Origin of the sequence: Kitasatospora sp. NPDC018058 (assembly GCF_044327205.1) — a bacterium.
Classification (GTDB): domain Bacteria; phylum Actinomycetota; class Actinomycetes; order Streptomycetales; family Streptomycetaceae; genus Kitasatospora.
This window is the reverse complement of record NZ_JBIRFA010000032.1, coordinates 1-25901: the sequence shown is the minus strand read 5'-3', so window position 1 is coordinate 25901 and position 25901 is coordinate 1. Positions and strand designations below refer to the sequence as shown.

The following is a 25901-nucleotide window of genomic DNA, read 5'->3' as shown; positions in this document are numbered from 1 at the left end:
TTTGACCATCACTCGCGCGGCTGGCCGCGTCCGGACCATCATGAGGATCACCCTTGGCACACAACGCAGACACCCATCTCAGCATGACGTCCACCATCGCCGCCCTGCGTTCCGAGCTCCCCGAACTCGAGCGGCACCAGCAGAGGTTGGAAGCGGAACTGGCCGCCGTCACCGGTCGGCTGGATGCAGCACGGGACGCCCTGCGCGCCCTGCAGTCGCTCTCCGCCGCCCCACTGCCCAAAGAGGCTGCCGGCCAGGCCCCGCCATCGGCGGCACCGGCGGCGGAGCCGGACAGCGAGCAGGCCACCGCGGGCGCGACGGCGGCGTCCGGGCGCAGGTCAGCCGCCGCCCGCAGGAAGGCCGCTTCCCCGGCCGAGCCGCGGACTACGGCACGCCGCAAGGCCTCAGGGAAAACGGCCCTGACGAAGGCGCGCAAGAGCGCCGCCACCGCGACGACCACGACCGCCGCATCCGAGCCGGCGCCGGCGCGCAAGCGCACCCCCGGGCTGACCGCCGGTGTCCTGGCGTACCTGGCCGAGGTGAAGGAACCGGTCCGGGCCGCGCAGGTCGCCCAGGCCCTGGGCCGCGAGACCACCCCCTCCAGTGTCAACGCCGTACGCACCAGCCTCGAACGGGCCGTGAAAGCATCCCAGGCACAGCGCACCGGCCGCGGCCTCTACCAGGCACTCCCCCACTGACGCCCAGCCACACAGGGCGCCGATCCGGCTCGAGCGCCGCCGCCCGAGACCGCTTCAGCCCTGCTCATCGAGGGCTCTGTACGCTGCTGGGGGTTCGGCGAGCTCAGGATGACACACCATGTACCGATCGCCCTTGAGCGCAAGCATCGCCCAGTGCCATGCCTCGTCATGGAAGACCAGGCCACGGAACGGTGTGCCGGGCGGCTCGTAGGGATAGTGCTGTGCAGCTACTTCGTCGGCCTGCGCCCACGTCATGGCACCGTAGGTGCGCATGACCCAGGCGTACCTGGTCCGTTCACCCTGCAAGTACTGCGCGTACTCGTCCTCGGGCCACTCCGGCCACTCCCGCTCTTCCTCCACGGAGCGATGCTAACCCCACGCCCGCCCCTGCCCTGAGCGCAGGAATCCGGTCAGTCAGAAGGGCGGGCCGGGGGGCTCGGCGAAGATTCCGGCGCGTGCTCCGGCGCTGTCCCGGCGTGTGCTTCGGCACGTGTTCCAGCGCGTGCTTCGGCGCGTACTACGGGTGTCCCGGGGACCGTTACACAGCCGATGGGCAGCCGTGACGCGGTCGGGCGGGGACCGCGACACGGCACTCCTACCGTCGCTGACGACGCACCGGCCGCACCGGCCGGGGCGCCCGCGAGAGAGACCGAAGGAGACCCACCGTATGAGCAGGACCCGCACCGACCGCTCGCCCGCCCATCGCATGCTGGCGGCCTGCGCGCTGACCGGGGCCGCACTGCTGTCCGCCGTCACCGGTGGACAGGCCTGGGCCGACGGAAGCCCGAAGTCGGCCCCCGCCACGCCGAGCGCCGCGCCCGCCCCGGCGAACGGGGCCGCGGCCGCCGTCGCCCCCGCCAAGCCCGGCTCGGGCCCCGCCGCGACCGCCTCCCCGGCCCAGCCGGCGCCGAAGGCCGCGACCGCGGAGGTCACCTCCGCGCCGCCCGCCCCGGAGCGCTCCCCCGGCAACGCCCAGCCGCAGGTCCGCGAGGTGCCGAAGGGCGCCGCCCAAGCCGGGGACGGCTCCGCCGCGACCGACGGCAACGGTCTGATGCTGGCGGGCGGCGGCGCCGTGGCGGCCGTCGGCGCCGCCGCGCTGGGCTTCGCCGTCCTGCGCCGCCGCTCCGGTGCGCGCGACTGACACCGGTCCCGAGTCCGCCGGGCACCCCGGCGCCCTTCCTCCGCATCCGGCCGGGCGGGGAAGCGGCGCCGGGGTGCCCCCGGCGGCAGGGACCGACCGAGGGCGCGCGGGCGGTCACGGCCGGGGCACCGGCCGTCGCCGGCGGCGGCGCGCCGCCCGGCCCGACCCGAGCGTCCTGGGCCGTACGGTCTTCGGCACCGCCGGCCTGCTCTGCCTGGTGCTCGGCGCCTCGCTCGCGCTGTCCAGCCGGGACACCCCGGTGGTACGGATCGAGGCCTCCGCCCACGACACGGCACCCGCCCCGACGACGCCCACCGCGCCCGCCGCTTCCGCCACGTCCGGCGGCGCGCCCGTCACCGCCTCCCGGCCGCCGGCCTCCTCGCCGCCCACCCGGCTGCTGATCCCGTCGGTCGGCGTGGACGCCCCGGTGACCGGCCTCGGCCTGAACACCGACGGCACGGTCCAGGTGCCGTCGGCCGACCGGGCCGACGAGGTCGGCTGGTACCGCAACGGCCCGACCCCGGGCGAGACCGGCCCCGCCGTCCTGATCGGGCACCTCGACACCAAGCACGGCCCGGCGGTCTTCCAACGGCTGCCGGAACTGCGCCCGGGCGAGCTGATCCACATCCGACGCGCGGACGGCGGCACCGTGGACTTCAAGGTCCGCACCCTGCTCCAGGCCGCCAAGGACCACTTCCCCACGGAGACCGTCTACGGCGACACCCCAGCGCCCGCGCTCCGGCTGATCACCTGCGGCGGGCGGATCGGCTCGGACGGCCACTGGACGGACAACATCATCGTCCTGGCGGATCCGGCCTGACCCGGTCCATGCTTGGGCCCGGTCCGGGCCGCGCCCGGGCGGAACCGCCGAACGCCGTCCGCACGACCTACCACCGGACGACGAGGCCACGAAGCGACCAGGACCGCCACGGGGCGACGAACCGGTACCCAGCCGCAGACCAGGAGGACGAGCACCGACCGTGACACCACCGACCCCGCTGCGCCCGGCCGCGCTGCGCCGCCGCGCCGTACCGCTGGCCGCCGTCTCCGTCCTGGCCGTCCTGATCGCCCTCGCCGCCCTGGCCCTCGACCGGTCCGACCCCGGCGGCCTGCGGGACAACGGCCCCCTCAAGCCCGTCACCCCGACGGCGGTGGCCGAGCCGCTCTGGCCCGCCCTGGCCGCCTCGCCGCCGCCGACCACGCCCGCGGCCGGCTCCGCCACCCAGGCGCCGCCGCAGCCACTGCCCGACCTGACCGTCCCCGGGCACGACCTCACCGCGGTCGACGTCCGCAGCGTCCTCACCAAGGACCCGGGGCTGACCGCGGAGGAGCACCGCGCGCTCGACTCCTGCACCGGGTGCGAGGTGCGCGCGCCCGAGTTCCGCGAGCTCACCGGCGACGGACGGCGCTCGCTGATCACCGCCGTCGCGACCCCCGGACTGGTCGTGGTGCACGTCTACACCCTCGCCGACGACCGTGTCCTGCCGATCCTACGGGTGGAGGTCCAGAGCGGGTTCAGCGCCGCGACCGTCGGCTCCGACCTGTGGTTGTACGAGCCGACCACCGCCTTCACCCGGACCAGCAGCCACTACCAGTGGGACGGCGTCAGGCTCGCCCTGAAGGAGCGGCGGGTGGACGGCATCGGCCTGCTGCCGGGCGACGCGGGCAACGGCCCACCGACCGCCGCTCCCACCACCCCCGCCCCGGCCAACCCCGTCCCCAAACTGCCGCCCGGCGCGGGAGCGACCGTCCCGTCCCCGCGGCCCGTCCGACCGACCCCCCAGGCCTCCGCCCCCGCCGTGTTCCCGGAAGCGAAGCGATGACCCCCTCAGCCACCCCCGCCCAGCCGCACATCCTGATCGTCGAGGACGACGAGGTGATCCGGGAGGCCACCCGGATGGCCCTGGAGCGCTACGGCTTCCCGGTCACCACCGCCGCCGACGGCCTGGAGGGGCTGGAGGCCTTCCACGCCGTCCGCCCCGACCTGCTCCTGCTGGACGTCATGCTCCCGCTGCTCGACGGGGTCGGCCTCTGCCGGCGGGTCCGCGAGGAGAGCCAGCTGCCGATCCTGATGATGTCGGCCCGCACCGACCCGGTGGACGTGGTGTCCGGGCTGGAGGCGGGCGCGGACGACTACGTGGTCAAGCCCTTCGAGAGCGCCGTCCTGGTCGCCCGGATCCGTACGGTGCTGCGCCGGATCCGGGTGGTGCCGACGGCCGCCGCCTCCGCCGACGCCCCGGTTGACGCCCCTGCCGTCGACGTGCCCGCCACCGCTCCCACCACCCCCGCCACGCTCCGCAGCTTCGACGGCCTCCAGGTGGACACCGACAGCATGGAGGTGCGGGTGGACGGCCGGCTCGTCCCGCTCACCCCCACCGAACTGCGGCTGCTGCTGGAGTTCACCGCCGCGCCCGGCATCGTGCTGGAGCGCACCACCCTGCTCGAACGCGTCTGGGACTACGAGTGGGGCGCCGACACCCGGGTGGTGGACGTCCACGTGCAGCGGCTGCGCGCCAAGATCGGCTCCGGCCGGATCGAGACCGTCCGCGGGTTCGGCTACAAGCTGCGGCGCCCGGCATGACCCTGCGCCGCCAGATCGCCACCGCCGTCGCCGCCATCTCCGTCCTGGTCGCGGTGGCCGTCGGCCTGCTGGTCCACCAGGCGATGATCCGTCAGCACGTCGACCAGGCCCGATCCTCCGCGCTCACCGCCCTCGACTCGGCCCTGGCCGGCTACGGCCGCAACGGCGAGGTCGCCGGCCGCGGCGTCGCCCTGGACGACCCGGCCCTGCCCACCCGGCTGCGCGACCTCGCCGCCGGCGGCCGACAGGGCTCACTGCTCGCCACCGACCAGCACGGCGAGTCGATGTGGGCGGCCGGCCCGGTCCAGAACGGGGTGCTCTCCGCCCGGGTGGACTTCACCCAGGACCGCCGGGCGATCGCCGACCTGGACCGGATCATCCTGATCACCGTCGTCGCCGCGGTCTTCACCACCGTGCTGGCCGGCGTGCTGGTCGCCGACCGGATCAGCCGCCGGCTGCGCACCGCGGCCACCGCCGCCCGGGGCATCGCGGCCGGCGGCACCGACACCCGGATCGGCGAACTCGTCGACGGCCGGGACGAAGTGGCCGACCTCGCCGCCGCCGTCGACCTGATGTCCCGCACCCTGCACCGCCGGCTGGAGGACGAACAGCGCTTCACCGCCGACGTCGCCCACGAACTGCGCACCCCGCTCACCGGCCTGGTCACCGCCGCCGAGCTGCTGCCGCCCGGCCGCCCCACCCAGCTGGTGCAGAACCGGGTCCAGGCCCTGCGCGGCCTGGTCGAGGACCTCCTGGAGGTCTCCCGCCTGGACGCGGACGCCGAGTCCCCCGACCTCTCCGCCGTCCCCCTGGAACGCGCGGTGCGCCGCACCGTCACCCTCACCGGCCTCGACGTCGACATCGAGATCACCGCCGACCAGGAGGTCCGCACCGACCTGCGCCGCCTGGACCGCATCCTCGGCAACCTGATCCTCAACGCCCACCGCCACGGCGCCGGCCCGGTCCGGCTCCACGTCGACGGCCACCGCATCACCGTCCGCGACCACGGCCCCGGCTACCCCGACGACCTGCTCCAGCGCGGCCCCCAGCGCTTCCGCACCAACGCCCCCGAGCGCGGCCGCGGTCACGGCCTCGGCCTCACCATCGCCACCGGCCACACCCGCGTCATCGGCGCCACCCTCACCTTCACCAACCACCCCGACGGCGGCGCCCTCGCCACCCTCACCCTCCCGCCGGACTGACACCATGCGTGCCACCGAGCGCCAGCGCCCACTCTCGCGGGTCATCGAGCGCCCGGCATCAGAGGACGGTCTGAGCCGCTTCGCCTGATGCGGCTGTTGGCCGGTCAGCGGGGCTGGTGGGCCGGGGAATCCGGGGGCCGCATCAGTAGCAGGTCCTCACCCCAGGCGTCCAGCACCGCCGCGTGGCCGGCGGCCCGGGCAGCCGCCTCGACCCGGGCGAAGAGCCGCTGCTGCGGCGCCACTTCGCCGGTCGCGGTGATCCGGGCGACGGTGTCCAGCAGCGCGGCGCTCTCCCAGCCGGGCAACGGGAACCGGTCCAGCTCCCAGGCCAGGTACTTGTTGTAGGGGCGCGGTCGGCGGTCCAGAGCGAAGAGCAGGTCGAGCAGGAATCCGACACTGGCGGCCGCGTCGAGGTGGCCGGCGAGCGGGTTGTCATCGCGGTGGTTCTTGACCGAGCGGTAGAGCGAGTTGGCGTAGGCGTCCAGCAGGGCGGCGCCGGACCGGAAGGCCTCCTCGGCGCCGAGCCGCCCCATCGCGGCGACGATCCGGGTGACCTCCCCGTCGCGGCGGTCGACCAGCACCCGGGAGCGGGCGATGGCGTACCGCTCCCAGTCGGCGGGTCGGCGGAACCGTTCGAGGGTGGTGACGACCACATCGAGCCGCGCGGATCGGTGGCCGTCGAGCGCAGCCGGCTCGCTCGCCGCGTCGTCGGCGAGGATGACGTAGAGGTCGTGGTCGGAGTGACAGGTGGTCATGCCGTCGTGGGCCCGGGAGCCCTTGAGCACGAGCCCGACCACGGCCGGGTCGGCCGTCGCATCGGCGACGAACGCCGCGAAGTCCAGCGTCATGCCAGGTCCTTGCGCATCAGCGTGCACATCGTCTCGTACCGCTGGAGCGAGCCGTCCTCGGCCTCCACGTCCCAGGCATCGAGCTCGCGGCCGAAGGCCCGGTAGCCCAGGCGTTCGTAGAGGGCGCGAGCGCGCGGGTTGCCCTCCTCGACGCCGAGTTCGGCGCGGGTCAGGCCCCGGGCGCCGATCCGCTGCTCCGCGGAGCGGATCAGCAGCGTGCCGATCCCGCAGGACTGCAGGGCCGGGTGGACGCTGAGCTGCCAGAGCGTGCCGACGCCGGGCTTGGCCGTGTAGTCGATACCGCCGACCGCCACCGGGAGCCCGACCGGCGTGCAGACTGCCAGGTAGTCGATCTCGCCCGCCTCGGCGCGGCGGATCTGGTGGACGAGCTCGCGCACGTGCTTGGGGGATCCGGCCCAGCTGCAGGACGGCAGGTCCGCGTCGGTGAGGCCGCGCACCGACAGGTGCAGCCTGATCTCGGTCATCGCCGCATCCCTTCGACTCCGACAGCGGCCGTCTCCCATTTCAGCAAGCCGGTCCCCGTGCCGTCCAAGGGGTTTCGGAGTTCGGTGCGGGCGACGGTGTGGTCGAGGCCGTGCGGCAGGTGGGCGGTGAAGACCGGGCGCCCGCACCTACGGCCGGATCGTCGGCACGAGCGCCTGCTGCGGCACCAAGGGCCCCGCCTCATCGGGTGTGCGGACCCGAGGGTGTCAGCGACGAGCGTTAGCACCCCGATCATGCAGCTTCAATTCGTCGCCGCTGGCCTTCCGTCGATCGATCTACCGGCGGGACACAGGCGCGCTCAGGCGATCTACTACGCGGCCAGCTACAACCTGGACGAGTACCCGACGTTCGAGGCCCTGACCGAGGAGGGCACGGTACTGCAGTGCTTCGAGGTCCGCGACGAGGACGGACACGTGCTGGCCGAGTGGTGGCAGTTCTACCGCGGGGACAGCGGCGTCCTCTTCCGGGCCGGGACACTCGACCCGATCGGTGAAGCCCTCCAGCACGGATTCGTCTGCCGGGACCACGAGTTGTGGGCGGCGCTGGCAGAGGTCGACGACGCGCCCGGCCTCATCGACTGGTCGATACCTTCCGAGGACGACCGGGGCTCGGGCTGGGACCGCCTCTGGCACCACACCGACCCGGCCGAAGCCGAGCGGCTCTACGATCTCAACGGCCGGGTGTTCACCCGGGGCTGATGAGGCGCGCCGAGCGAGACCACGCCGACGAGTCTCCCCGGCCCGGCCGGGGAGCACGACGGTCGCGGCAGCGTAGGCGTTGACCGGGTTCTCGGCCGGATGGTCGGCGGCAGCGGGACCGAGGCGTTCCGGGCCGACCTCCTGCGCTCCTCGCGCGAACGCGGCCTCACCGGGATCCGCCGGGTCATCGCCACCACGACGGTCGGTCAAGCACAACCATGATGATCGCCCACCCACCGCGGCGCAGCTGGCGGCCTGTGCCCGCCTGTGGGAGCAGGCGAGCCCGGACGCCGAGGCGGGTCACGCAAGCGTCGCGGTGTGAAGTCCGCCCCTTCCCCACAGACGACCGGACGGTCCCGTGTGGGCGCGTGGGCGCGCGTGCGGCGTGTCCGGCAGGAGTTGGGCGCCGGGTGGGGTTGAACTTGATCGAATGCACCTCACAGCCGCAACGATGATATGCGCATCAATCATGGACGAAGGGGCAGATGATGTTACGTAGGACCACAGCCCTCAGGAATGTCGCAGCGGCCACAGCCGCGCTGCTGCTGGGCGCCGGGCTTGCCCCGGTCGCCTCCGCCGCAACGCCGGACGCGGGCAATCCGACCGCGGAGCAGCTCAGCGCGTATTGGACCGCGGCCCGTATGGCGGCCGCGCTGCCCGGCGACACCGAACCCGCCGCACCGGCCGCGACGGACGGGCCCCAGTCCGGCGAGCTCATCCCTCCGAGCAGGAGCTTCGACGGCATCCCGCAGGCGGGCGCGTTCTTCTGGACCGATGCCAACGGCACGGGCCGCACGTGCAGCGCCTCCGTAGTGCACAGTCCCGACCACAACCTGGTGCTGAGCGCGGGGCACTGTCTCAAGGGGTACTCCGGCAGCTCCCCCAAGCGGCACCTGGGGTTCGTTCCGCAGTACCACGACGGACTCAAGCCTCTCGGCATCTTCCCCGTCAAGGCCAACGGCGTCTACGTCGCCCAGGAGTACTACGACCTGGGAGAGCACGCCGGTGCCGCGTACGACTTCGGGTTCGCCGTGACCGAGCCCGACCAGGACGGCCGGCAGCTGGAGGACGCGGCGGGCGCGGTCCAGCTGCTCACCGGCACCGGGTACGCCCACGTCCCGGTACGGATGATCGGGTACCCGGGCAGCGCGCAGAAGCCGCTGGAGTGCTTGAGCTGGACCACCAGGTGGGTCAGCGACGATCCCGCGGATCCGGGGACCTTCGAACGCATCGCGTGCGACGGCTTCGTGGGCGGGACTTCGGGCGGGCCCATGCTGGTGCCGCGGCCGGGCGGCTGGGCGGTGATCGGACTCATCGGCGGCTACCACACCGGCGGCAACACCCCTCAGATCTCCTACAGCGCCTACTTCGGTTCCGCCACCCAGGCCCTGTACGACGCCGCAACCACCGGCGCACCGCCAGCGGGCCCGGCCTCCTGAGCCCTGCGGGTCGTGCGGGTCCGGGGCGTCGACGTCGGTCAGCGGCACCGTCCGGGTGCCCCGCGGGGGCTGCATCGCTACATCCCTCCCGCGACCTGACAACCGGGGTTGAACCAGCCGGGTCCGGCGATGCTCGGCATCGCCCGGCCGCACGACCTCGCCCTCACGGGAAGACTCCCGACCCGCACGAGACCGGAGAGGTCCGAGGGAGGCGGCTCCCCACCTCTCCGGCTCGGAGGGAGGGTGCTCAGTCGAGACAGAACTCGTTGCCCTCGATGTCCTGCATCGGGATGCACGCATCGTTGCCGTCATACAGCGTCTGCACGTGTACCGCGCCGAGCGGGACCAGTCGCGCACATTCGGCCTCGAGTGCGGCGAGGCGCTCTTCACCCACGAGTCCGGTGCCGACCCGCACATCGAGGTGCAGCCGGTTCTTGGCGGCCTTCCCTTCGGGGACGCGCTGGAAGTACAGTCGCGGACCCACACCTGAGGGATCGATGCAGGCGAACCACGAGTCCCGTTGCTCAGGTGGCTGCGAGCGCTTGAAACGTCCCAAGTGGCGAACCCCTCCGGTGGCGGCGGTATGACGTACCCCAACACCTCGCACCAGAAGCGAGCGAGGCGCTCAGGTTCTGCGCAGTCAAAGGTGACTTGGAACTTCTTCATCGCTGACATCGGCGCACCCTACCAGGGCGGGACTCTGCGCTCCGCTCATTTCCCCACCCTCATGCCAAAGATCATTTACGGGACGGCCCTTGGGACTTGCAGATCATCAACACGTCGTCTTGATCTTGCTGTTGGGGTAGCGGCTTTCGTTGATGACCCGGGCCTTGAGGGCTTGGAGAGCTGCGGGCGGGGTGGTCACCGACGGGACGGAAGTTCGGGGACGCCCCCGCCGTAAGCCTCGGCGCCTGTCCGCAACCAAGGCCGCGACGGTCAGGACGCGCAGTCGCGGCAGATGGGCTGACCGTTCTTGTCCTCACCGGCGAGTTGGGCGCGGTGGTGGACCAGGAAGCAGGTCATGCACATGAACTCGTCCTCCTGGAGGGGCACGACCCGGACGGTGAGCTCCTCACCGGACAGGTCGGCGCCCGGAAGCTCGAGCCCTTCGGCGGCCTCGGGCTCCACGTCGACGGTGGAGCTCTGCTTGTCGTCGCGCCGGCTCTTCAGTGCCTCGATGCTGTCGTCGCTGCTCTCGTCGCCGGTGTCGCGTGGAGCGTCGTAGTCGGTTGCCAAGGTGGTGTCTTCTCCTCAAGGGTCGTTTCAAGGATCGTTTCCGGCGGGCGGGTCGTGCCGCCCGCCGGCCTGGCGGGGAGTGTGTTCGTGGCCGATCACGCCCGTGGCGGGGATTCCATACAGCACGGGATGGCCGGGTGGTGATCATTGCTACTCTCGGACACCTGTTCGCAACGACCGCACAAGGCCCTCGGGGGTATCGGTGAGTGCCGTGGAGAAGCCGTTCCTGATGCTCGTCGAGGATGTATTCCACCTCAGCCGGGGCGGGCTCGTCATGGCGACAGGCCGCATCGAGCGCGGGCTGGTTCGCAAGGGTGACAGGGTGGAGCTCATCGGCTTCGGCAGCGATGCGCTCGCCCATGTCACGGACATCGACGTGGGCGGGCTGCGAGTCGACGAGGCGGGTGCGGGCACGAACATCGGACTGCTGCTGCCCGGTGCGGTGGCGGGAGCGGTGGAGCGGGGGCAGGTCCTCGCGGCACCCGGCTCGATCGGCGCACACACCGCTTTCACGGCGGACATCACGATGCTGCCGAAGGAACAAGGCGGAACGGACGTGCTCACCGGTGAGGGTCTCCACGTCCACGTCCTCGCCGCCGCAGTGCGGGGCGTGGTGACGCTGCCTCGTGAGACGGGCGCGCTACGACCGCTCCACATCGGTACGGCGACCATCACGCTCGAGCGGCCCGTCGCTCTGGAGGAAGGCCGGTCGTTCGCCGTCCGTCGCCACGGTCGCGCTGTCGGCTCGGGAGCTGTGACCCGGCTCCTGCCCTGAGTCCCCGTGAGCGGCTCCACAGCCGGGTCGTCGCTCCGCCCGCCGGGGCAAGCCCGATTCCGTCGTGGCGATGAGTTTTCCGGCGCACCCGACCGCGGTACCGGACGCGACGACTGAAACCACCCCGTGCCCGGCGGCTCAGCGCAAGTGCGCCACGGAGACGATGCCGTGTGAGGCCCGCCGCCGCGTGACGCCGGGATCCGGCCGCGTCGGCGGGCGGGGACCACGGCGCCGCCCGCAGCCGGCCGAGGCCACCGCGGCCGCGAAGGCGCCGGCCACCACCGAGCAGTCGGCGCCTTCGGCGTCCTCCCACACCCCCGAGCGAAGCGCCTGGCGCACCGGGCTTGCCCGAGGCGGCGCGGAAGTGCTGCGCCCCGGTCCGGGTGACGGGCTGGGACGCCTTCATTCGTGGTCGCGGAGGAAGGCGGGGATCTCGTCGCGGGTCGGGTGGTTCGGCACGGGGGCCGGCTCACCCTGGAGGAATGCGGTGATGACGGCGGCGGCCCGGTCGTTGTCGTCGTCCAGGCCGTTCCACATGTGGTGTCCGACTCCGGGCATGTACTGCGTGCGCTGGATGGCGGGGTCGTCGGCGAGGACGGCGGTCGCCCATTGACGGACCTGGGTGGAGCACTCGGCGATCATCAGCATCGCGGGGGTCTGGGAGAGCCTCAGTTGCGGGGCGATGGAGGGTGAGTCCTTCACCGTCTGCTGGATGCGGAGGCTGGCGGCGGGGCTGAAGGAGAAGTTCTGTGCGGTGTCCTCGACCGGGATGCGGTGCGCGTCGCGCGCACAGTAGGCGGCTGCGGTGTCGCTGCCGAGGTCGGCGGCGGTGTACGCGTTGTCGCCTTCGGCCTGTCCGATCAGCCCGGTGTCAGGGGTGAGGAGTCCGAGCCGCATGAGGCCGAACGCGGTGGCGTACCGGGGGACGCGTGTCGACCGCGGTCCGGTCATGGCCGGTGCGAGTCCGCGCGCGGATGGTCGGCCCTTGTGTCCGGTGATCTGCGCGGTGGGACCGTCCATCGGGCCGGGTTCGGCGATGATCGCACGGTGCAGGCGCGCGGCGACGCTCGGATCGGCCAGGGCTCGCGTGAGCACGACCGCGCCCGAGGAGAAACCGAGGATGTCGACCCGGCCCTGGTCCAGGCGGTCGATGAAGGCCGCGAGGTCGCCGACCGACCTGGAGATCGTGTACTGGTCCATGGGAAGCACGTCGCTCCGCCCGCCGCCCGCCTGCTCGTAGGCGTAGACGTCGTAGCCCCGGTGTGCCAGGAGTTGCAGGAACCGGTGGTCGAGCAGCGAGATCCCACGGACCGGTCCGCCGTTGAGGTACACGAACGGGACGGGATGCCGGGCGCCGGGGTTCTCGGGCGGGTAGTGGTACACCGCGACCCGACTGCCGGTGGCCAGGCTCCAGTGTTGCGTGGCCACGAAGGGCAGGTCGGGCGGGTACCGCCGGGCCGTGGGCACGGTCGGGACGCAGGCCGACCCCACCAGCGCGGCCGCGACGAGGACCGGCAGGAACGGCATGAGCCGCGCCGCCCGGGTACGGCGCCGGCCCCGCCACAGTGCGGCGGCGGTCCCGACTCCAAGGGTCGTCAACCATGCGCCGAGCCCCGATCCCGCTCCGTCCGTGAGGACGATCAGGACGAGGAAGACGACGACCATCGTCGCGACGGCGGCCAGGGGCGGCAGTAAGCGTCCGATGAAGCGGGCGAGGCGTAGGGCGAACGTGGGCACGGCGAACCCCCAAAGTTTCAGAACACTGTTTCAAAACGACGTTATCAGAGAGGGTAGGCTGCTGGTCATGGGTAGGCCCAGAACGAACGACGAGGCCGTCAAAGAGCGGCTCGTGGTGTGCGCGACCGAGTTGCTCGCCACCGGCCCGCGGGAGTCGGTCACGGTCCGCGCCGTGGCCGCTGCCGCCGAGACGTCGACAACGGCGGTGTATTCCTTGTTCGGTGGCAAGGACGGGCTGATCGGCGCGGTGCGCGACAGAGCCGTCGCCGGCCTGTTCCAGGACATGTCGGCGGTGCGGACCTCCGCGGACCCTCTCGCCGACCTCTACGCGCTGGCCGTCGCCTACCGTCGCTGGGGGCGCGGACACCGCCACCTGTACACGGTGCTGTTCGGCGGCGTGCAGTCCTTCGACCCGTCGGGGGAAGCCGGTGCCGGCGACCCGATCCGTCCACTCCTCGCGGCGATCGATCGCGCCTTGGCGGCGTCCGTCCTCGCCGGCGAAGCGACGTCGATCGCCCTGTCGATCTGGGGGACCCTGCACGGGCTCGTGACTCTCGAACTGGCCGGGGCACTCGACGCCGCCACCGCCGAGGCCGCATTCCGACCGACGATCCACGCCACGTTGCGCGGATGGACGACCCCGGCGGTGTTCCACAGCCTTCGCCAGGCCGAACCCGCCCCTTGACAGGATCAGGGCGGCGCTGCCCGGACGCCCCCGCGCTCCGACGCCGCGGGGATACCGAAGGCGGCCGGGGCGGGAGCCGACCGGGGATCGGGCCGGAGTCGAGAAATATTTCCGGCGGCGTTGAACCGTTCCCGGTGCGGATCCGTGTGGAGGATGCACGGGCCAGCGCAGCCCGAATCGTCAACCGCCGATCCCACAGGGGGAGTTCGCCATGCCTACGTTCACCGGTGCCACCTTCGCCGCGCGCCGCCTGCTCGCCGTCTCCGGCGTCGCCGTGCTCGCGCTCGCCGCCACCGCCTGTGGGCCCGACTCGGGCGACGGGTACGGCGGGAAGGCCGCGTCGACCGCCGCCGCCCCGGCCGCCACGACGTCCGCCCCGGCCGCCGGCGACTCCTCCGGGGTCCGGATCGTCGCCGTGAAGTCGGCCGCGCTCGGACCGATCGTCACCGACTCCGCCGGCCGGACCCTGTACCGCTTCGACAAGGACACCGCCAAGCCGTCCGCGAGCACCTGCACCGACGCCTGCGCTGCGAAGTGGCCGCCGGTCACCGCCCAGGACGCGGTGCAGGTCACCGGGGTCGACTCCACCCTGGTCGGCAGCGTGACCAGGCCGGACGGCACGAAGCAGGTCACCCTCAACGGCTGGCCGCTCTACCGCTTCGCCGGGGACACCGCGGCGGGGCAGACCAACGGGCAGGGTGTCGGCGGCACCTGGTTCGCGAGCACGCCCGAGGGGAAGAAGGCGCCGGGCGCGGCCGGCCAGGCGCCCGCCCAGACGCCCTCTCAGGCCCCGTCGTCGGCCTCGTCCCAGGGCAGCGGCTACTCCGGGGGCTACTGACCCTCCCCGCGTGGCGGCGGGGCGGCCGGGGCCGCCTTGCCCGCGCAGCGGTCCCTCGCCCAGACTGTCGCGGTGCACCAGGACCGCGATCACCACCGCCCGGGAGGCGCCGCGCTACCGGTCGGCGTCCTGCTCTGTCTCACCCTGGGGCTGTCGCTGCTGGTGCTCCGGTTCCAGTCGGGCGGGCCTGAACCGGCGGCCGGATTCGTCGACATCACCGCGGTGGCCTCCGCCGCGCCCGCCCCGCAGTCCGCCGGCCCGGACGCCTCCACCGGCTCGTACGCACAGGACTGCGGGCGCAACCAGGAGGGACACCGCAACGCGGACAACGTGGTGGTCTCGCCCGGGACGGCGGGCGGCGCCCACCACGTGCACGACTACGTCGGCAACCTCTCCACGGACGCGGACTCCACCGACGACAGCCTCGCCGCCGCCGCGACCACCTGCACCGACGGCGACCGCTCGACGTACTACTGGCCGGTGCTGCGCCGCACCGACCACGACGGCGCGGCGCAGCACACCGACGCCGGGGCGTCCGAGGACCCGCACGGCGGCACCGGCGAGATCCTCGTCCCCGAGACGGTGACCGTCGAGTACCTCGGCAACCCGTGGAGCAAGGTCGTGCCGATGCCGCGCTTCCTCCGGCTCCTGGAGGGCGACCCGACCGCCGCCACCGACGGCGGCGCGGAGGCCGGCGCCCGCTGGGGCTGCACGGGCTTCGCCGACCGCACGACCACCGACCGCTACCCGCTCTGCCCCGCCGGGAGCCTCCTCACCCGCACCCTGGACTTCCCCAGCTGCTGGGACGGGCGCGGCACGGACAGCCCGGGCCACCGCTCCCACGTACGGTTCCCCTCCGCCGCCGGCGTCTGCCCGCACGACACCTTCCCGATCCCGCACCTGCGGGTGACCGTCGGCTACCGCCCGCCGCCGCCCCGAGCCTTCGCCCTGGACGCCTTCCCCGAGCAGCACCACAGCCCGCTCACCGACCACGCAGTATTCATCGACTTGATGACCGACCGGCAGATGGCCGACGTGGTGGCCTGTCTGAACGAGGACCGCAGCTGCCGGGAATCCGGTTGAACCGGACGGCCCCCGCGTACGTGCTGAACGTGGCACCCGACGACGGAGGAATGGCGGATGGCGAGGACACGACCAAGCGCGCGGCAGGACGCCGCCGACGAGGCACTGATCCGGACGCTCTACGAGCAGCACGGCGGCGCACTGCTCGCCTACGCCATCCGGCTCACCGGCGACCGCGCGGCGGCCGAGGACGCCGTCCAGGAGACCCTGATCCGGGCCTGGCGCAACCCGGAGGCGCTGACCGAGGCCCGCGGGTCGGTGCGCGGCTGGCTGCTGACCGTGGAGCGCAACCTGATCACCGACCGGTTCCGGGCCCGGGCCGCCCGCCCGGCCGAGGTGGCGGAGGTCTCCGAGGAGACGGCCACCGTGCCGGTCGAACACGACCACGCCGAGGGCGTGGTGGAGACGCTGGTGATGTCGCAGGCACTGGAGCGGCTCTCGCCCGAGCACCGCGAGGTGCTGCGCTCGATCTACTTCCAGCGCCTGTCGGTCACCGAGGCCGCGGAGCAGCTGGGGGTTCCGGCCGGAACGGTCAAGTCCCGCGCGCACTACGCGCTCCGGGCACTCAAACGCTCGTACACCGGCAGGACGGGGACGTGGCAGGAGGTGTCGGTGTGACGACGGACGACGCGAACACGGACGACGCGAACACGAACGGCATGGACACGAACGACACCAGCGCGAACGGCACGTACCCGGGGCGCGCCACCAGGGAGACCACGGACGACGGGAACACGACGCCGCACGACCGGAGCGCGGAGCTCGTGGGCGCCTACGTGCTGGGCGCGCTCGATCCGGCCGAGGCGGCCTCGCTCGAACGGCACCTGGCCCACTGCCCGACCTGCCGTCAGGAGGTGACCGAGTTGAGGGAGCTGGAGGCCGTCCTGGGCGAGGTGCCGCCCGAACTGCTCGTCGACGGTCCGCCCGAGGGCGGCGACCTGCTGCTGCAGCGCACCCTGCGGCAGGCCCGGACGGAACGCGGCTCGGCGCTGCGTCGGCGCCGGGCCCGGATCGGCGCGACCGCGGCCGCCGCGGTGGTCGCGGCGCTGGTCCTCGGGATCGCGCTGGGCCGCAGCGCCGACTCCGCACCGCCGGTGGCCGTCGGCCCGGCCCCGAGCAGCGCCGCCGCCACCCCGCCCCCCGCCGGGACCAGGACCGGCTCCGTGACGGATCCGGCCACCGGCACCCGGATGACGCTGACGGTGACCCCGGCGATGGGCTGGGTGCGGGTGAACGCGGCGGTCACCGGCATCCCGGCCGGCCAGCGCTGCCATCTGGTGGTCAACGGCAGGGGCGGGGCCACGGTGGACGCGGGCAGCTGGCTGGTCTCCGCCGTCGGCGCCAAGTCCGGTACCACGTTGGATGGTTCGGCCATCGTTGCGCCGGAGGACGTGGCCTCGGTATCGGTCGTGAACGAGTCCGGGCAGACCTTCGTGACGGTCCCGGTGTAGGGCGGACGCTCCGGGTCGTCCCGGTGCGTCCGCCCCCCCCAGGGTCGGCGGCCCCCCCCGGGCCGGGGGCCCCCGGGCGGAGGCCGTGGGCGGGGGGGAGGGCGGCGTCATGTGCCTCCGTTCGTGTCGTTCGGCCGGGTTCGGGCGGGGGGAGGTGGTGGCTTCCGCTTGTCGGGGCCGGGCCGCCGGGTGCGGCGGGTGCGGCGGGTGCCACGGAGCTTGAGCGCGAGGCCGGCGGCGGACGTGGCGAAGAGGATGCCGGTGATGGCGAGCCATCGGCCGAGGTAGACGTCCTCGGACAGTCCGGTGGCGCCGGGGTAGGGCGCGGACAGGTCGAGGATGAGGGGGAACCAGACGAGCAACAGGAGGCCGGACAGGAATGCGGGCACCCGTAGGTAGTTGATCCAGGTGACGGTCGGCGCGGGCTCCGGGCGGTGGCGGAGCACGGACCGGGCGGAGAGATCGGCGAGCGAGTAGAGCGGGAACAGGATGAGGTCGTGGACGACGGCCGCGCCGACGAACCAGAGGGCCACCGCGAGGGGCCGTACGGCCACCAGGCGCTCGACGGCGTAGCCGGTGAGGGCGAGGGAGGCGAGGAGCGCGAGCAGGTGCATCGGTCCTGCGCCGTACCAGCCGGGCCAGCGGGGCCAGCCGGGCCAGCGCGGCCAGCCGGGCCAGCGGGCAAAGGGTGCGGGGTGGCGCACGATCACGTCCTGAAGGTGAGTCGGTGGACCCACTTGGTGTTGTTCACCCCGGGGTTGGCGGGGACGATGACGCGGGCGGGGTAGCCGTGGTCGAGTGAGAGGTCGGCTCCGTTGACGCGCAGGGCGAGCAGCGAACGGGGGTCGCGGATCTGGTTGCCGCGCAGCACCACGGAGGTGTAGGGGCCGGGTGGTTGGACCGACTCCACGAGGACGTCCGCGGCGTCGGGCCGGCCGGCCAGGGTGGCGAGGTCGGCGAGCCGCAGTCCGCTCCAGTGCTGGTTCTCGGTGGACCAGCCTTCCACGCAGGCGATCGGCAGCCAGGCCGACTGCTGGGGCAGCGCGAGCAGTTGGTCCCGGGTGAGCACCTGCACCGGGCCGGGGCCGTGCAGTTCCAGCCGCCAGTCCGGGCCGACCATCTCCGCGGAGATGCCGACGGAGGCGGCCGTCTTGTTGACCTGGAAGCCGTTCGGTCCGTCCTCCGGGTTCCGGTTGTGCGGTGCCAGCAGTGCGGTGGCGCGAAGGCGGCCGCCGATGCTCTGCCCGGCGGTGACCAGGAACAGGGCCAGGGATCCCGCGCCCACCAGCGCGAGCGCGCCGCGTCGGGCGATCGTCGGCGGGGCGGGGGCGGCCGCGACGAGGCCGTCGGGATCGGGTGGCTCGGGCCGGGTGTCGGCGGGGCCGGTGCGCAGTTCCGTCAGCAGGGAACGGGACTTCAGGGCGCTGAGCATCCGGCCGAGTCTGAGGGCGACGTGAACGGCGAACGCGGCGATGAACACCCACGCCCCGTAGAAGTGCAGGGTGTAGAAGGACCCCGGGAAGACGTAGTGGAGTTGGATGTTGAGGATGCCGGTCGCGAATTCGAAGACGGCACCGCCGACCAGCATCAGCAGCGACAGCCGTTCCAGGGCGTGGGCGGGGCTGCGCAGGGGCGGCCACTCGAACAGTTTCGGGATCACCGACCACAGCTTGGCCAGGACGACCGGCACCAGGACGATGCCGAGGGTGACATGGACGCCCTGGGTGAGCCGGTAGAGCCAGACCGGGCGGGTGGGCCAGTCGAACAGGTAGAAGCCCAACAGGCCCTTGTCCGGGGTCTGGTCGTTGAGCGGGCCGAGGTCGGGGTTGTAGGCGGCGTAGGACAGCGCCCCGGTCACGAAGAGGACCGGGATCCCGACGAGCAGCACCAGCCCGAACACCGAGGTCAGCCACGGCCCGCGGATCGGGCTGCGCCAGAACCCGGGTCGGAACGGACCGGGCGGCGCGGACACCGGTCCGCGCCGCCCGCGCGATCTACCACGGTGCCGAGCCGTGACCACGGACCACCTCCAGCCGCACGGGAGAACCTCGGAGCGCGGCTCACCGGCCCCTGCCGGGCAGGGGGGCACCGCGTTCAAGCCCTGGGACAAGCCGGTTGGCCGAGGCTCGCCGGACAGCCAACCACCCGCGGCGCGGCGGCCCCGGCGAGGCCGCACAGGGCGGGGCCAGCATCACCCGGACGGGTGCGCCTCGCGTGCGCGGCCTGGCGCCGACGTCGCCTCAGGTGAGCGCCGTACGACCGTCCTCGGTGAGCGGGCCGGCCCGCAGCTCGCTCGGTCGGCGGGCCGAGGCCTCGGTCAGGGGGCCGAGGCCCGCGCCACTCGACGTTGCTCTGCCGGACGACGTCCGGCGAGGGCTCAGTCCAGCTCCCGGGCGCGACGCAGCCGGACTGTCAGGGCGTCCGGGGCGATGATCGGGTCCGGGTAGTCGGGGGCGAGCAGCCAGGGACGGTGGACAGCCGGTCCGGGCAGGTGGGCGAGTTCGGGCAGCCACCGGCGCACGTAGGACCCGTCGGGGTCGTAACGGTCGGCCTGGCGCAGCGGATTGAGGATCCGGTTGGGCCTGGTGTCGGTGCCGGTGCCGGCGACCCACTGCCAGTTGAGCTGGTTGTTGGCGACGTCGCCGTCGACCAGGAGGGACAGGAAGTGGGCGGCGCCGATCCGCCAGTCCAGGTAGAGGGTCTTGGCGAGGAAGCTCGCCGTGAGGAGGCGGGCCCGGTTGTGCATCCAACCCTCGTGGGCGAGTTGACGCATCCCGGCGTCGATGATCGGGTAGCCGGTACGGCCCTGGCGCCAGGCTTCGGCCTCGTGCTCGTCGTGGTGCCAGTGGTCGTCCCTGGTGCGGTAGTCGCGGTGTGCGGCGTCGGGGCGGGCGGCGAGGACCTGGTGGTGGAAGTCGCGCCAGGCGAGCTGCCGCGCGAACGCCTGCGCCCCGGTGCTGCCGCGTCGGAGGGCACGGGCGGTCAGCTCCGTGGGCGACAGGCACCCGAAGTGCAGGTACGGGGAGAGCCGGGAGGTCGAGTCGGCGGCGAGGTCGTCGTGCGCCTCGGCGTACTCGTCGACGTCCCAGCGGCGCCACCGTGCCCGGGCCGCGACCTCGCCGCCGGGGGGCAGGGCCGGCGAGAAGGGGCCGTTGACGACCAGGTTCTCGCTGCCGATGCCGCTCGGCGTGCGGATGACCCGGGGCGCGTCCAGCACCGTCCGGTGGGGAGTCTGCAGCCAGGCGCGGTGGTAGGGGGTGAAGATCGCGTAGTGGTCGCGGCCGACCGGGGTGATCCGGCCCGGTGGGACCACCGTCACGGAGGCGTCGTGGACGTGTAGGCGGTCGCCGAACAGGGCGAGCAGCCGTTCCTCGCGCCGCCGGGCGAAGCCGCTCACGCCGGCGGCGACGTGCACCGTCGCGGCCCCGGTCTCGGCGGCCACTCGGGCGGTCTGCTCGGCGGTTCCGCCGCGGCGTACGGTCAGCCGGGAGCCGGTGCGGCGCAGCGAGGCGTCCAGGTCGGCGAGGCAGTCGGCCAGGAAGGCCTGCCGGTTGGGGGTGGCGAAGCCCGCCGCCTCGACGCCGGGATCGAGGACGAACAGGGGCACCACCTGGTCGGACGCGGTGTGCGCGGCGTGCAGCACGGGGTTGTCGTGCAGGCGCAGGTCCTGGGTGAACAAGGCGATCGAGACGGTCATGGGCGGGCCCTTCGCTGGTGCGGGCCGCACCGGCGGCCCGCGCTGCTCTGCACCGAGCCTTCGGAGCCGATCGCACCGCGGATTGGTCCGGGTACGGGCAGGGCCGCGCAGCAAGCACGTGCGGCGAGAACGCGTGCAGGAAGGACGTCCGCGGCCAGGACGCGGCCGACCTCCGCCCGCGAGCGCAGGTGCGGCGACAGCGCGGTTTCGGCCACTCCGGCGGGCACCAGCCCGCTGAGGTAGACGATCCGGCTCACCCGGCCTGCGCGGCCGCCCGCGCGGCGCGTCTGTCGGTGTCCTCGAAGCCGGGCCCGGTGCCGAGGGAGTGGACCAGGTAGTAGGCGATGTCGACGCCCTCGAAGGCGCCGTCCAGGGTCGCGGGCCGGGTGACGTCGCCGGTGGCCGCCTCCGCCTCGGCGCGCCACGGCTGGTCGCGCAGCCGCCCGGGGTCGCGGGCCGGACAGCGCACCCGGTGTCCGGCGGAGAGCAGTTCGGATACCAGTCGGCCACCGATGTAGCCGGTGGCTCCGGTGACCAGGCAGCGCTGCCCGGTACGGGTTCGATCGTCCACCGTCCGCTCCTTCCGTGCGGTGGGGGTGTCCCCGCGCTCCGCCGGGCGGGGCGCCTCGTATGCGGAGCGGGCGGGGGCCGGATCGGGTTCAGCGGAGCAGGTCCTCCAGCTGGTCGAGGGCGGTGGCGAGGTCGCGGGGCCGCAGGGCGCCGGGCGGGCGGCGGGTGCCGGACCACCCCGGTCCGGCGGCCAGGACGACGGGGCGGGTGCGCGCGCCGTGCGGGCCCCAGGTGAGGTGGGCGACGCGTGCGGCCAGGGCCCGGTCGGCGGTGCGGGCGACCTGGGACCAGAGCAGGACGGCGGGCGGTCCGGTGCGGCGGACCGCCTCGACGAGCGCTTCTGGCGGCAGGGCGGGGCCGAACATGCGGAACGGCAGGCCGCGGTCGGCGAGCCCCGCGGCGACCGCCTCCAGTGGGAGGGCGTGCAGTTCGGTGGGCATGCCGGCGAGCAGCGCGGCCGGACCGGGCGCCGGGTCCGGCCGGTCGGCGGCCCGGCGCAGGACGGCGGCGACGTGCCAGGACAGCAGGTGCTCCACCTCGACGTAGCGTTCGCCCTCGGCCGCCCATGTGCGCCCGGCCGCCCGCAGCGCCGGGGTCATGACCTCCGTCCAGGCGATGACCGGGCCGAGGTCCTCGACGCTGCGGCGCAGGATGCGTGCGACTTCGGGGGCGTCGAGGCGTACGGCGGCCCGGGCCAGTCCCCGGCACTCAGGGCGGACGGTGCCCACGGCGAGGGTGCGGCCACCGGGACCGGGCGCCGCCCCGCCACCGGTCGGGGGCGTGTCCGGGGAGGCGGCCAGGGCGCTGCGGGCGGCTTCGGCCGGCGCCACCCCGCGGGCGGTGAGGCGGCACATCTCCTCCAGGACGGCCACGTCGTGCGGCTCCCACCGACGGTGCCGTCCGGGGGCGTGGTGGGCCGGGCCGATGCCGTAACGGCGTTCCCAGGAACGGATGGTGGTGGGCGAGACCCCGAGCCGGCGGGCCAGGGCCCCGGTGGTCAGTCCGGGCTGAGCGGGGGCGGTCGGAGCGTTCGGGCCGGTCGGACTGTTCGGGGCGGTCACGGCCGCGAGCCTACGACCTGGCGGCGGGGCCCGGTCCGCTGACGCGCGTACGGGCGGGCCGGCGCCACGGGGACGTCGCCGAGTTGGTCGCGTAGGCGCACCAGGCCGTCGCGGATGCGGGTCTTGACGGTGCCCAGGGGTGCTCCGATCACCGCGGCCGCCTGGGCCTGGGTGCAGCCCTCGAAGTAGACCAGCAGCAGGCATTCGCGCTGGACGTCGGTCAGCGCGGCCAGGGCCCGCCGGACCCGGTCGCGGTCGAGGCTGCCCTCGACCCGGTCGGCGACCTCGTCGAATTCCGGGGTGTAGGCGCGCACGGCGACGGTGCGGTCGCGGTCGGCCGCGGCCTGGGCGGAGCGGACGCGGTCGACGGCGCGCCGGTGGGCCAGGGTGAGCATCCAGGGCAGGACTTCGCCGCGCTCGGGGCGGTAGCGCGGGGCTTCCCGCCACACCTGCCAGAACGTCTCCTGGACGACCTCCTCGGCCTGCGCGTGGTCGCGCAGCACCCGCAGGATCAGCCCCAGGACGGCGCCGGCGGTGGCGCTGTAGAGGTCCTCGAAGGCCGGTTCGTCGGCGCGGGCGATACGGGCCATCAGCGCACGCAGCCGGGCCCGTCCGTCGTCGGCGTTCTCGGGGACGGTGGGCCGGGCGAGCGGCCGGTCGGTGGTTGCCTGCACGGTTCGACCGTCGCGCAGCCGCGGCCCGGAGGACACTCGCATCGTTTTCGCAGCGTTTCCCCAGCCGGTGGGCACCGTGACGAGGTCGCCGCGGCCCGCACCGTGGAGCGATTGTCCGGAAATCGCCGCTTGTCCGTAATGAACGGTTGTGTTCCCTATCTCCCAGGACTACCGTCAGTAGTGGTGTACCGATCCGTGCCTTGCCCATCGTTCGCTCCCGAGCCATTGGGGAACCCGCCATGGCCACCTCGCGTGCCCTGGCCACGCCTCCGCCCGCGACCGCACGTCGGGGCCGGCGCCCAGGGATAGCCCTCACCGTCATCGCGGCCACCCAGCTCATGGTCGTTCTCGACATCACGATCGTGAACATCGCGCTGCCCCACATTCAGCAGGCGCTGAAGTTCAGCACCACCGACCTGTCCTGGGTCATCAACGCCTACACGCTGACCTTCGGCGGCCTGCTGCTGCTCGGAGGGCGGGCGGGCGACATCCTCGGCCGCCGGCGGGTGTTCATCGTCGGCGTCCTGGTCTTCGCCTTCGCGTCGCTGCTCGGCGGGGTCGCGCAGAACTCCGCCTGGCTGCTGGCCGCGCGGGCCCTGCAGGGAGTCGGCGGAGCGATCGCCTCGCCGACCGCGCTGGCACTGATCGCCACCAACTTCGAGGAGGGCCCCGAACGCAACCGGGCCTTCGGGGTCTTCTCCGCCGTCGCGGGCGCGGGCGGCGCGATCGGCGTGCTGCTCGGCGGCATGCTGACCTCCTGGCTGTCCTGGCGCTGGGTGTTCTTCGTCAATGTGCCGATCGGCATCGCGATCGCCCTGCTGGCGCCGCTGTACATCGACGAATCCGAGCGCCACCCCGGGCACTTCGACCTGACCGGCGCGATCACCGCCACGGCGGGCATGGTCTCGCTGGTGTACGGGTTCATCCGCACCTCCGACCACGGCTGGACCGACGCCGTCACCCTGTCCGCCTTCAGCCTCGCGGTGGTGCTGCTGGCGGCGTTCGTGGCGAACGAGCAGCGCGCGCGACAGCCGATCACGCCCCTCCACCTCCTGCGCGACCGCAACCGCTCCGGCGCGTACGGGCTGATGCTCTGCGTGGCCGCGACGATGTTCAGCATCTTCTTCTTCATCACCCTGTTCGTGCAGGAGGTCCTCGGCTTCAGCCCACTGCGGGCCGGCTTCGCCTTCCTCCCGATCAGCGTGGCCACCATCGCCACCGCCCAGTTCGCCGCCCGCAACCAGATCCGTTGGGGCCCGAAGCCGTTCCTGGTCACCGGCTCGGTCCTGGTCCTCGCCGGAGTCGCCTGGGCGACCCGGATCGACATCGACACCACCTACGCGCCCGGCATCCTCGGGCCGACGCTGCTGTTCGGCTTCGGGATGGGCTCGATCTTCGTACCGACGATCCTCACCGTCGTCTCCCAGGTCGCCCCGCACGAGACCGGCGCGGCCACCGGCATGCTCAACACCACCCAGCAGGTGGGCGGTTCACTGGGCCTGTCGATCCTGGTCACGGTGTACGGCACGGCCAGCCGCAACGAGGCCCGCCAGCAGGTCGGGAAGTTCCTCCAGCAGGCCACCCCGCAGCAGGCCCTCCAGTTCAAGGCGACCGGCAAGCTGCCCGCACCGTACTCCTCTGAGGTGCTGGTGCACGGCATCTTCCGCGCCTTCCAGATGGGCCTCGTCTTCGCGGCACTGGCTGCCGTCATCACGATGTTCGTGATCAAAGTCCGACCGTCGTCGGCTCCCATCGGCCCGTCAGAGCGAGATGCGGAAGGAGACGCGTAGTCCAGTGTTCCGCCCTCCGTCCGGATCTCAACCGCACAGCCGCACCCGCGATGCAGACGTGCAGTGGGCCGCCGGAGCGCGGGCGGCCGCGGTGGCAGGATGACGGCATGGTGACGAATCAGCCGTGGGCGGGGTTCCACGATGACCTGTTGGCGGCGAAGGCACGGGTGTACGACCCGAGCGGTTTCACCTGCTCGCCGCCGGTGCCCGAACCGGAGAGCGCCGAATACGCGGCTTGCGGGTTCACAATCGACGGCCGTTCGGTCCGGTTCCGCGTCGCCAGGACCACCCCGACGAAGGCGGGCCAGTTCGTCACCGTGTGGCAGCGGTCCCAGGAGGGGCCGATCCGGCCCTTCGACGCCGCCGACGGGGTGGACCTCTTCGTCATCAGCAGCCACGACGAGAACGGCTTCGGACAGTTCGTGTTCCCCCGCGAGGTGCTGTGCGGGCACGACATCGTGTCCCGCAACGGCTCCGGCGGGAAGCGGGGATTCCGTGTCTACCCGCCGTGGGTGACCACGACCAACCGGCAGGCCCGCAGCACACAGGCATGGCAGGTGAACTACTTCCTTCACATCGGCCCGGACGGGCCCGCCGACCTGACGCACGCCCACGCCCTCTACCGGCCGTAGGTACCCGCTCCGGCGCCCTGCTGTTCCCGCCCGAACGCAGAAGCGCCGGCGGGGCCTCTCGACGGGTCGGCGACGACGCACCTCGGAACGGCCCGAGCACGGCCGTTGAAGCTCATCTTCCCTCCTGAGCCGAGAAGTTGACGCCGCACGTCCTGCGGCACGTCTGCGCGTCCGAGCTTCAGTAGCAACGGAAACCCACGCGCGTCCCGCCAGGCTTCCCCGCGACCTGGCCCGCCTCGTCACCGAGCACCGCCCAGCGCTCCACCAGCTCGCCCATGCCCACCGGCTGCCGCCCCATGACCCCGCGTCATGCCGGACAACCCCGGGTCAACGCGGACGAACGGCCAAAGATCACCCGCATGTGAGGCCGGCGACACGGTCGTCGGCGGCACCCCGAGTCGGGCTGCTCGGGCAGGCAACTCCGAAGCGACTATTGCGAAATTTTCGCTTCACATCTACGGTGAGCGCATGCGACCGAAGCACAAGCCTGAGCAGATCACCGACCTGTCACGGTTGAGGGCGTTCATGAACCCGCTGCGGATGCAGCTGTACCGGCTGCTG

26 protein-coding genes and 3 pseudogenes are annotated in these 25901 nt (G+C 73.1%); 17 read left to right on the top strand and 12 right to left on the bottom strand.

Annotated elements, in window-relative coordinates; genetic code table 11:
- Positions 1-53 precede the first annotated feature (53 nt).
- Positions 54-698, top strand: a complete 645-nt coding sequence (locus ACH4E7_RS33285; RefSeq protein ID WP_396252880.1) for a hypothetical protein — start codon at positions 54-56, stop codon at positions 696-698.
- Positions 699-752: 54 nt separating this feature from the next.
- Here the strand turns inward: ACH4E7_RS33285 and ACH4E7_RS33280 are convergent, their stop codons facing one another.
- Complete coding sequence (locus tag ACH4E7_RS33280) at positions 753-1058, bottom strand: hypothetical protein (RefSeq protein WP_396252879.1); 306 nt, start codon at positions 1056-1058, stop codon at positions 753-755.
- Positions 1059-1365: 307 nt separating this feature from the next.
- Here ACH4E7_RS33280 and ACH4E7_RS33275 point away from each other — a divergent pair, with 307 nt between their 5' ends.
- The 5 genes from ACH4E7_RS33275 to ACH4E7_RS33255 all read left to right on the top strand — a co-directional run bounded on the left by ACH4E7_RS33275 (position 1366) and on the right by ACH4E7_RS33255 (position 5622).
- The gene (locus ACH4E7_RS33275; RefSeq protein ID WP_396252878.1) at positions 1366-1839 is read left to right on the top strand and encodes a hypothetical protein; all 474 of its coding nucleotides are present in this window, start codon (positions 1366-1368) and stop codon (positions 1837-1839) included.
- 73 nt (positions 1840-1912) lie between these two features.
- A complete protein-coding gene (locus ACH4E7_RS33270; RefSeq protein WP_396252877.1) occupies positions 1913-2659 on the top strand; it encodes a class F sortase in 747 nt (248 codons plus the stop codon).
- A gap of 160 nt (positions 2660-2819) precedes the next feature.
- Positions 2820-3662, top strand: coding sequence for a hypothetical protein (locus ACH4E7_RS33265; RefSeq protein WP_396252876.1), 843 nt, complete (start codon positions 2820-2822; stop codon positions 3660-3662).
- Complete coding sequence (cseB, locus tag ACH4E7_RS33260) at positions 3659-4420, top strand: two-component system response regulator CseB (RefSeq protein ID WP_396252875.1); 762 nt, start codon at positions 3659-3661, stop codon at positions 4418-4420. Before ACH4E7_RS33265 ends, cseB begins: the two co-directional genes overlap by 4 nt.
- A complete protein-coding gene (locus ACH4E7_RS33255; RefSeq protein ID WP_396252874.1) occupies positions 4417-5622 on the top strand; it encodes a sensor histidine kinase in 1206 nt (401 codons plus the stop codon). Before cseB ends, ACH4E7_RS33255 begins: the two co-directional genes overlap by 4 nt.
- A 104-nt stretch (positions 5623-5726) precedes the next feature.
- On the opposite strand, the gene ACH4E7_RS33250 is transcribed toward ACH4E7_RS33255, so the two are convergent.
- Positions 5727-6470 (bottom strand): hypothetical protein, encoded by a 744-nt coding sequence (locus tag ACH4E7_RS33250; RefSeq protein ID WP_396252873.1) that lies wholly within the window; start codon positions 6468-6470, stop codon positions 5727-5729.
- Complete coding sequence (locus ACH4E7_RS33245; RefSeq protein WP_396252872.1) at positions 6467-6955, bottom strand: GNAT family N-acetyltransferase; 489 nt, start codon at positions 6953-6955, stop codon at positions 6467-6469. Before ACH4E7_RS33245 ends, ACH4E7_RS33250 begins: the two co-directional genes overlap by 4 nt.
- A 252-nt stretch (positions 6956-7207) precedes the next feature.
- Between ACH4E7_RS33245 and ACH4E7_RS33240 the strand changes: the two genes are divergently transcribed.
- Positions 7208-7672 (top strand): hypothetical protein, encoded by a 465-nt coding sequence (locus tag ACH4E7_RS33240; protein WP_396252871.1) that lies wholly within the window; start codon positions 7208-7210, stop codon positions 7670-7672.
- Between the two features lie 485 nt (positions 7673-8157).
- Positions 8158-9111 (top strand): trypsin-like serine peptidase, encoded by a 954-nt coding sequence (locus tag ACH4E7_RS33235; protein WP_396252870.1) that lies wholly within the window; start codon positions 8158-8160, stop codon positions 9109-9111.
- Between the two features lie 247 nt (positions 9112-9358).
- Here ACH4E7_RS33235 and ACH4E7_RS33230 read toward each other — a convergent pair.
- Together ACH4E7_RS33230 and ACH4E7_RS33225 are read right to left on the bottom strand one after the other, a co-directional pair.
- Positions 9359-9786: pseudogene (locus ACH4E7_RS33230) on the bottom strand (VOC family protein).
- 261 nt (positions 9787-10047) lie between these two features.
- Positions 10048-10347 (bottom strand): DUF4193 domain-containing protein, encoded by a 300-nt coding sequence (locus ACH4E7_RS33225; RefSeq protein ID WP_396252869.1) that lies wholly within the window; start codon positions 10345-10347, stop codon positions 10048-10050.
- A gap of 211 nt (positions 10348-10558) precedes the next feature.
- On the opposite strand from ACH4E7_RS33225, the gene ACH4E7_RS33220 reads away from it, so the two are divergent.
- Positions 10559-11122: an EF-Tu/IF-2/RF-3 family GTPase gene (locus tag ACH4E7_RS33220; RefSeq protein WP_396252868.1), complete on the top strand. Its 564-nt coding sequence runs from the start codon at positions 10559-10561 to the stop codon at positions 11120-11122.
- 402 nt (positions 11123-11524) lie between these two features.
- Here ACH4E7_RS33220 and ACH4E7_RS33215 read toward each other — a convergent pair whose 3' ends face one another.
- Positions 11525-12859, bottom strand: coding sequence for an alpha/beta hydrolase (locus ACH4E7_RS33215; protein ID WP_396252867.1), 1335 nt, complete (start codon positions 12857-12859; stop codon positions 11525-11527).
- A 67-nt stretch (positions 12860-12926) separates the two neighbouring features.
- Between ACH4E7_RS33215 and ACH4E7_RS33210 the strand changes: the two genes are divergently transcribed.
- The 5 genes from ACH4E7_RS33210 to ACH4E7_RS33190 all read left to right on the top strand — a co-directional run bounded on the left by ACH4E7_RS33210 (position 12927) and on the right by ACH4E7_RS33190 (position 16916).
- Positions 12927-13544: a TetR/AcrR family transcriptional regulator gene (locus ACH4E7_RS33210; RefSeq protein WP_396252931.1), complete on the top strand. Its 618-nt coding sequence runs from the start codon at positions 12927-12929 to the stop codon at positions 13542-13544.
- A gap of 211 nt (positions 13545-13755) precedes the next feature.
- Positions 13756-14382, top strand: coding sequence for a hypothetical protein (locus tag ACH4E7_RS33205; protein WP_396252866.1), 627 nt, complete (start codon positions 13756-13758; stop codon positions 14380-14382).
- A gap of 72 nt (positions 14383-14454) precedes the next feature.
- Entirely contained in the window at positions 14455-15465 is a 1011-nt protein-coding gene (locus ACH4E7_RS33200; RefSeq protein ID WP_396252865.1) for a DUF1996 domain-containing protein, read from the top strand.
- A 57-nt stretch (positions 15466-15522) separates the two neighbouring features.
- Positions 15523-16083, top strand: coding sequence for a sigma-70 family RNA polymerase sigma factor (locus tag ACH4E7_RS33195; protein WP_396252864.1), 561 nt, complete (start codon positions 15523-15525; stop codon positions 16081-16083).
- Entirely contained in the window at positions 16080-16916 is an 837-nt protein-coding gene (locus tag ACH4E7_RS33190; RefSeq protein ID WP_396252863.1) for an anti-sigma factor family protein, read from the top strand. Before ACH4E7_RS33195 ends, ACH4E7_RS33190 begins: the two co-directional genes overlap by 4 nt.
- 107 nt (positions 16917-17023) lie before the next feature.
- Here the strand turns inward: ACH4E7_RS33190 and ACH4E7_RS33185 are convergent, their stop codons facing one another.
- From ACH4E7_RS33185 to sigK, 6 genes and pseudogenes are all read right to left on the bottom strand, one after another.
- Positions 17024-17620, bottom strand: coding sequence for a hypothetical protein (locus ACH4E7_RS33185; protein ID WP_396252862.1), 597 nt, complete (start codon positions 17618-17620; stop codon positions 17024-17026).
- 2 nt (positions 17621-17622) lie between these two features.
- Complete coding sequence (locus tag ACH4E7_RS33180; RefSeq protein ID WP_396252861.1) at positions 17623-18888, bottom strand: molybdopterin-dependent oxidoreductase; 1266 nt, start codon at positions 18886-18888, stop codon at positions 17623-17625.
- Positions 18889-19293: 405 nt separating this feature from the next.
- Entirely contained in the window at positions 19294-20613 is a 1320-nt protein-coding gene (locus ACH4E7_RS33175) for a cryptochrome/photolyase family protein (RefSeq protein WP_396252860.1), read from the bottom strand.
- 119 nt (positions 20614-20732) lie between these two features.
- A pseudogene (locus tag ACH4E7_RS33170) lies at positions 20733-21184 on the bottom strand (NAD(P)H-binding protein); the annotation flags it as partial.
- A gap of 88 nt (positions 21185-21272) precedes the next feature.
- Positions 21273-22244, bottom strand: coding sequence for a MerR family transcriptional regulator (locus tag ACH4E7_RS33165; RefSeq protein ID WP_396252859.1), 972 nt, complete (start codon positions 22242-22244; stop codon positions 21273-21275).
- Positions 22241-22834: an ECF RNA polymerase sigma factor SigK gene (gene sigK, locus ACH4E7_RS33160; protein WP_396252930.1), complete on the bottom strand. Its 594-nt coding sequence runs from the start codon at positions 22832-22834 to the stop codon at positions 22241-22243. The genes ACH4E7_RS33165 and sigK overlap by 4 nt, the downstream gene beginning before the upstream one ends.
- Before the next feature lie 323 nt (positions 22835-23157).
- On the opposite strand from sigK, the gene ACH4E7_RS33155 reads away from it, so the two are divergent.
- From ACH4E7_RS33155 to ACH4E7_RS33145, 3 genes and pseudogenes are all read left to right on the top strand, one after another.
- Entirely contained in the window at positions 23158-24708 is a 1551-nt protein-coding gene (locus ACH4E7_RS33155) for an MFS transporter (RefSeq protein ID WP_396252858.1), read from the top strand.
- Positions 24709-24815: 107 nt separating this feature from the next.
- The gene (locus ACH4E7_RS33150) at positions 24816-25340 is read left to right on the top strand and encodes a MepB family protein (protein WP_396252857.1); all 525 of its coding nucleotides are present in this window, start codon (positions 24816-24818) and stop codon (positions 25338-25340) included.
- A 468-nt stretch (positions 25341-25808) separates the two neighbouring features.
- Positions 25809-25901: pseudogene (locus ACH4E7_RS33145) on the top strand (transcriptional regulator); the annotation flags it as partial.

Excerpts from the sequence above, each read along its gene's own strand:
- ACH4E7_RS33275 (WP_396252878.1), top strand. The coding sequence starts at position 1,366 with ATGAGCAGGACCCGCACCGACCGCTCGCCCGCCCATCGCATGCTGGCG.
- cseB (WP_396252875.1), top strand. The coding sequence starts at position 3,659 with ATGACCCCCTCAGCCACCCCCGCCCAGCCGCACATCCTGATCGTCGAG.
- ACH4E7_RS33255 (WP_396252874.1), top strand. The coding sequence starts at position 4,417 with ATGACCCTGCGCCGCCAGATCGCCACCGCCGTCGCCGCCATCTCCGTC.
- ACH4E7_RS33250 (WP_396252873.1), bottom strand. The coding sequence starts at position 6,470 with ATGACGCTGGACTTCGCGGCGTTCGTCGCCGATGCGACGGCCGACCCG.
- ACH4E7_RS33245 (WP_396252872.1), bottom strand. The coding sequence starts at position 6,955 with ATGACCGAGATCAGGCTGCACCTGTCGGTGCGCGGCCTCACCGACGCG.
- ACH4E7_RS33240 (WP_396252871.1), top strand. The coding sequence starts at position 7,208 with ATGCAGCTTCAATTCGTCGCCGCTGGCCTTCCGTCGATCGATCTACCG.
- ACH4E7_RS33235 (WP_396252870.1), top strand. The coding sequence starts at position 8,158 with ATGATGTTACGTAGGACCACAGCCCTCAGGAATGTCGCAGCGGCCACA.
- ACH4E7_RS33210 (WP_396252931.1), top strand. The coding sequence starts at position 12,927 with ATGGGTAGGCCCAGAACGAACGACGAGGCCGTCAAAGAGCGGCTCGTG.
- ACH4E7_RS33205 (WP_396252866.1), top strand. The coding sequence starts at position 13,756 with ATGCCTACGTTCACCGGTGCCACCTTCGCCGCGCGCCGCCTGCTCGCC.
- ACH4E7_RS33195 (WP_396252864.1), top strand. The coding sequence starts at position 15,523 with ATGGCGAGGACACGACCAAGCGCGCGGCAGGACGCCGCCGACGAGGCA.
- ACH4E7_RS33175 (WP_396252860.1), bottom strand. The coding sequence starts at position 20,613 with ATGACCGTCTCGATCGCCTTGTTCACCCAGGACCTGCGCCTGCACGAC.
- sigK (WP_396252930.1), bottom strand. The coding sequence starts at position 22,834 with ATGGCCCGTATCGCCCGCGCCGACGAACCGGCCTTCGAGGACCTCTAC.
- ACH4E7_RS33155 (WP_396252858.1), top strand. The coding sequence starts at position 23,158 with ATGGCCACCTCGCGTGCCCTGGCCACGCCTCCGCCCGCGACCGCACGT.
- ACH4E7_RS33150 (WP_396252857.1), top strand. The coding sequence starts at position 24,816 with ATGGTGACGAATCAGCCGTGGGCGGGGTTCCACGATGACCTGTTGGCG.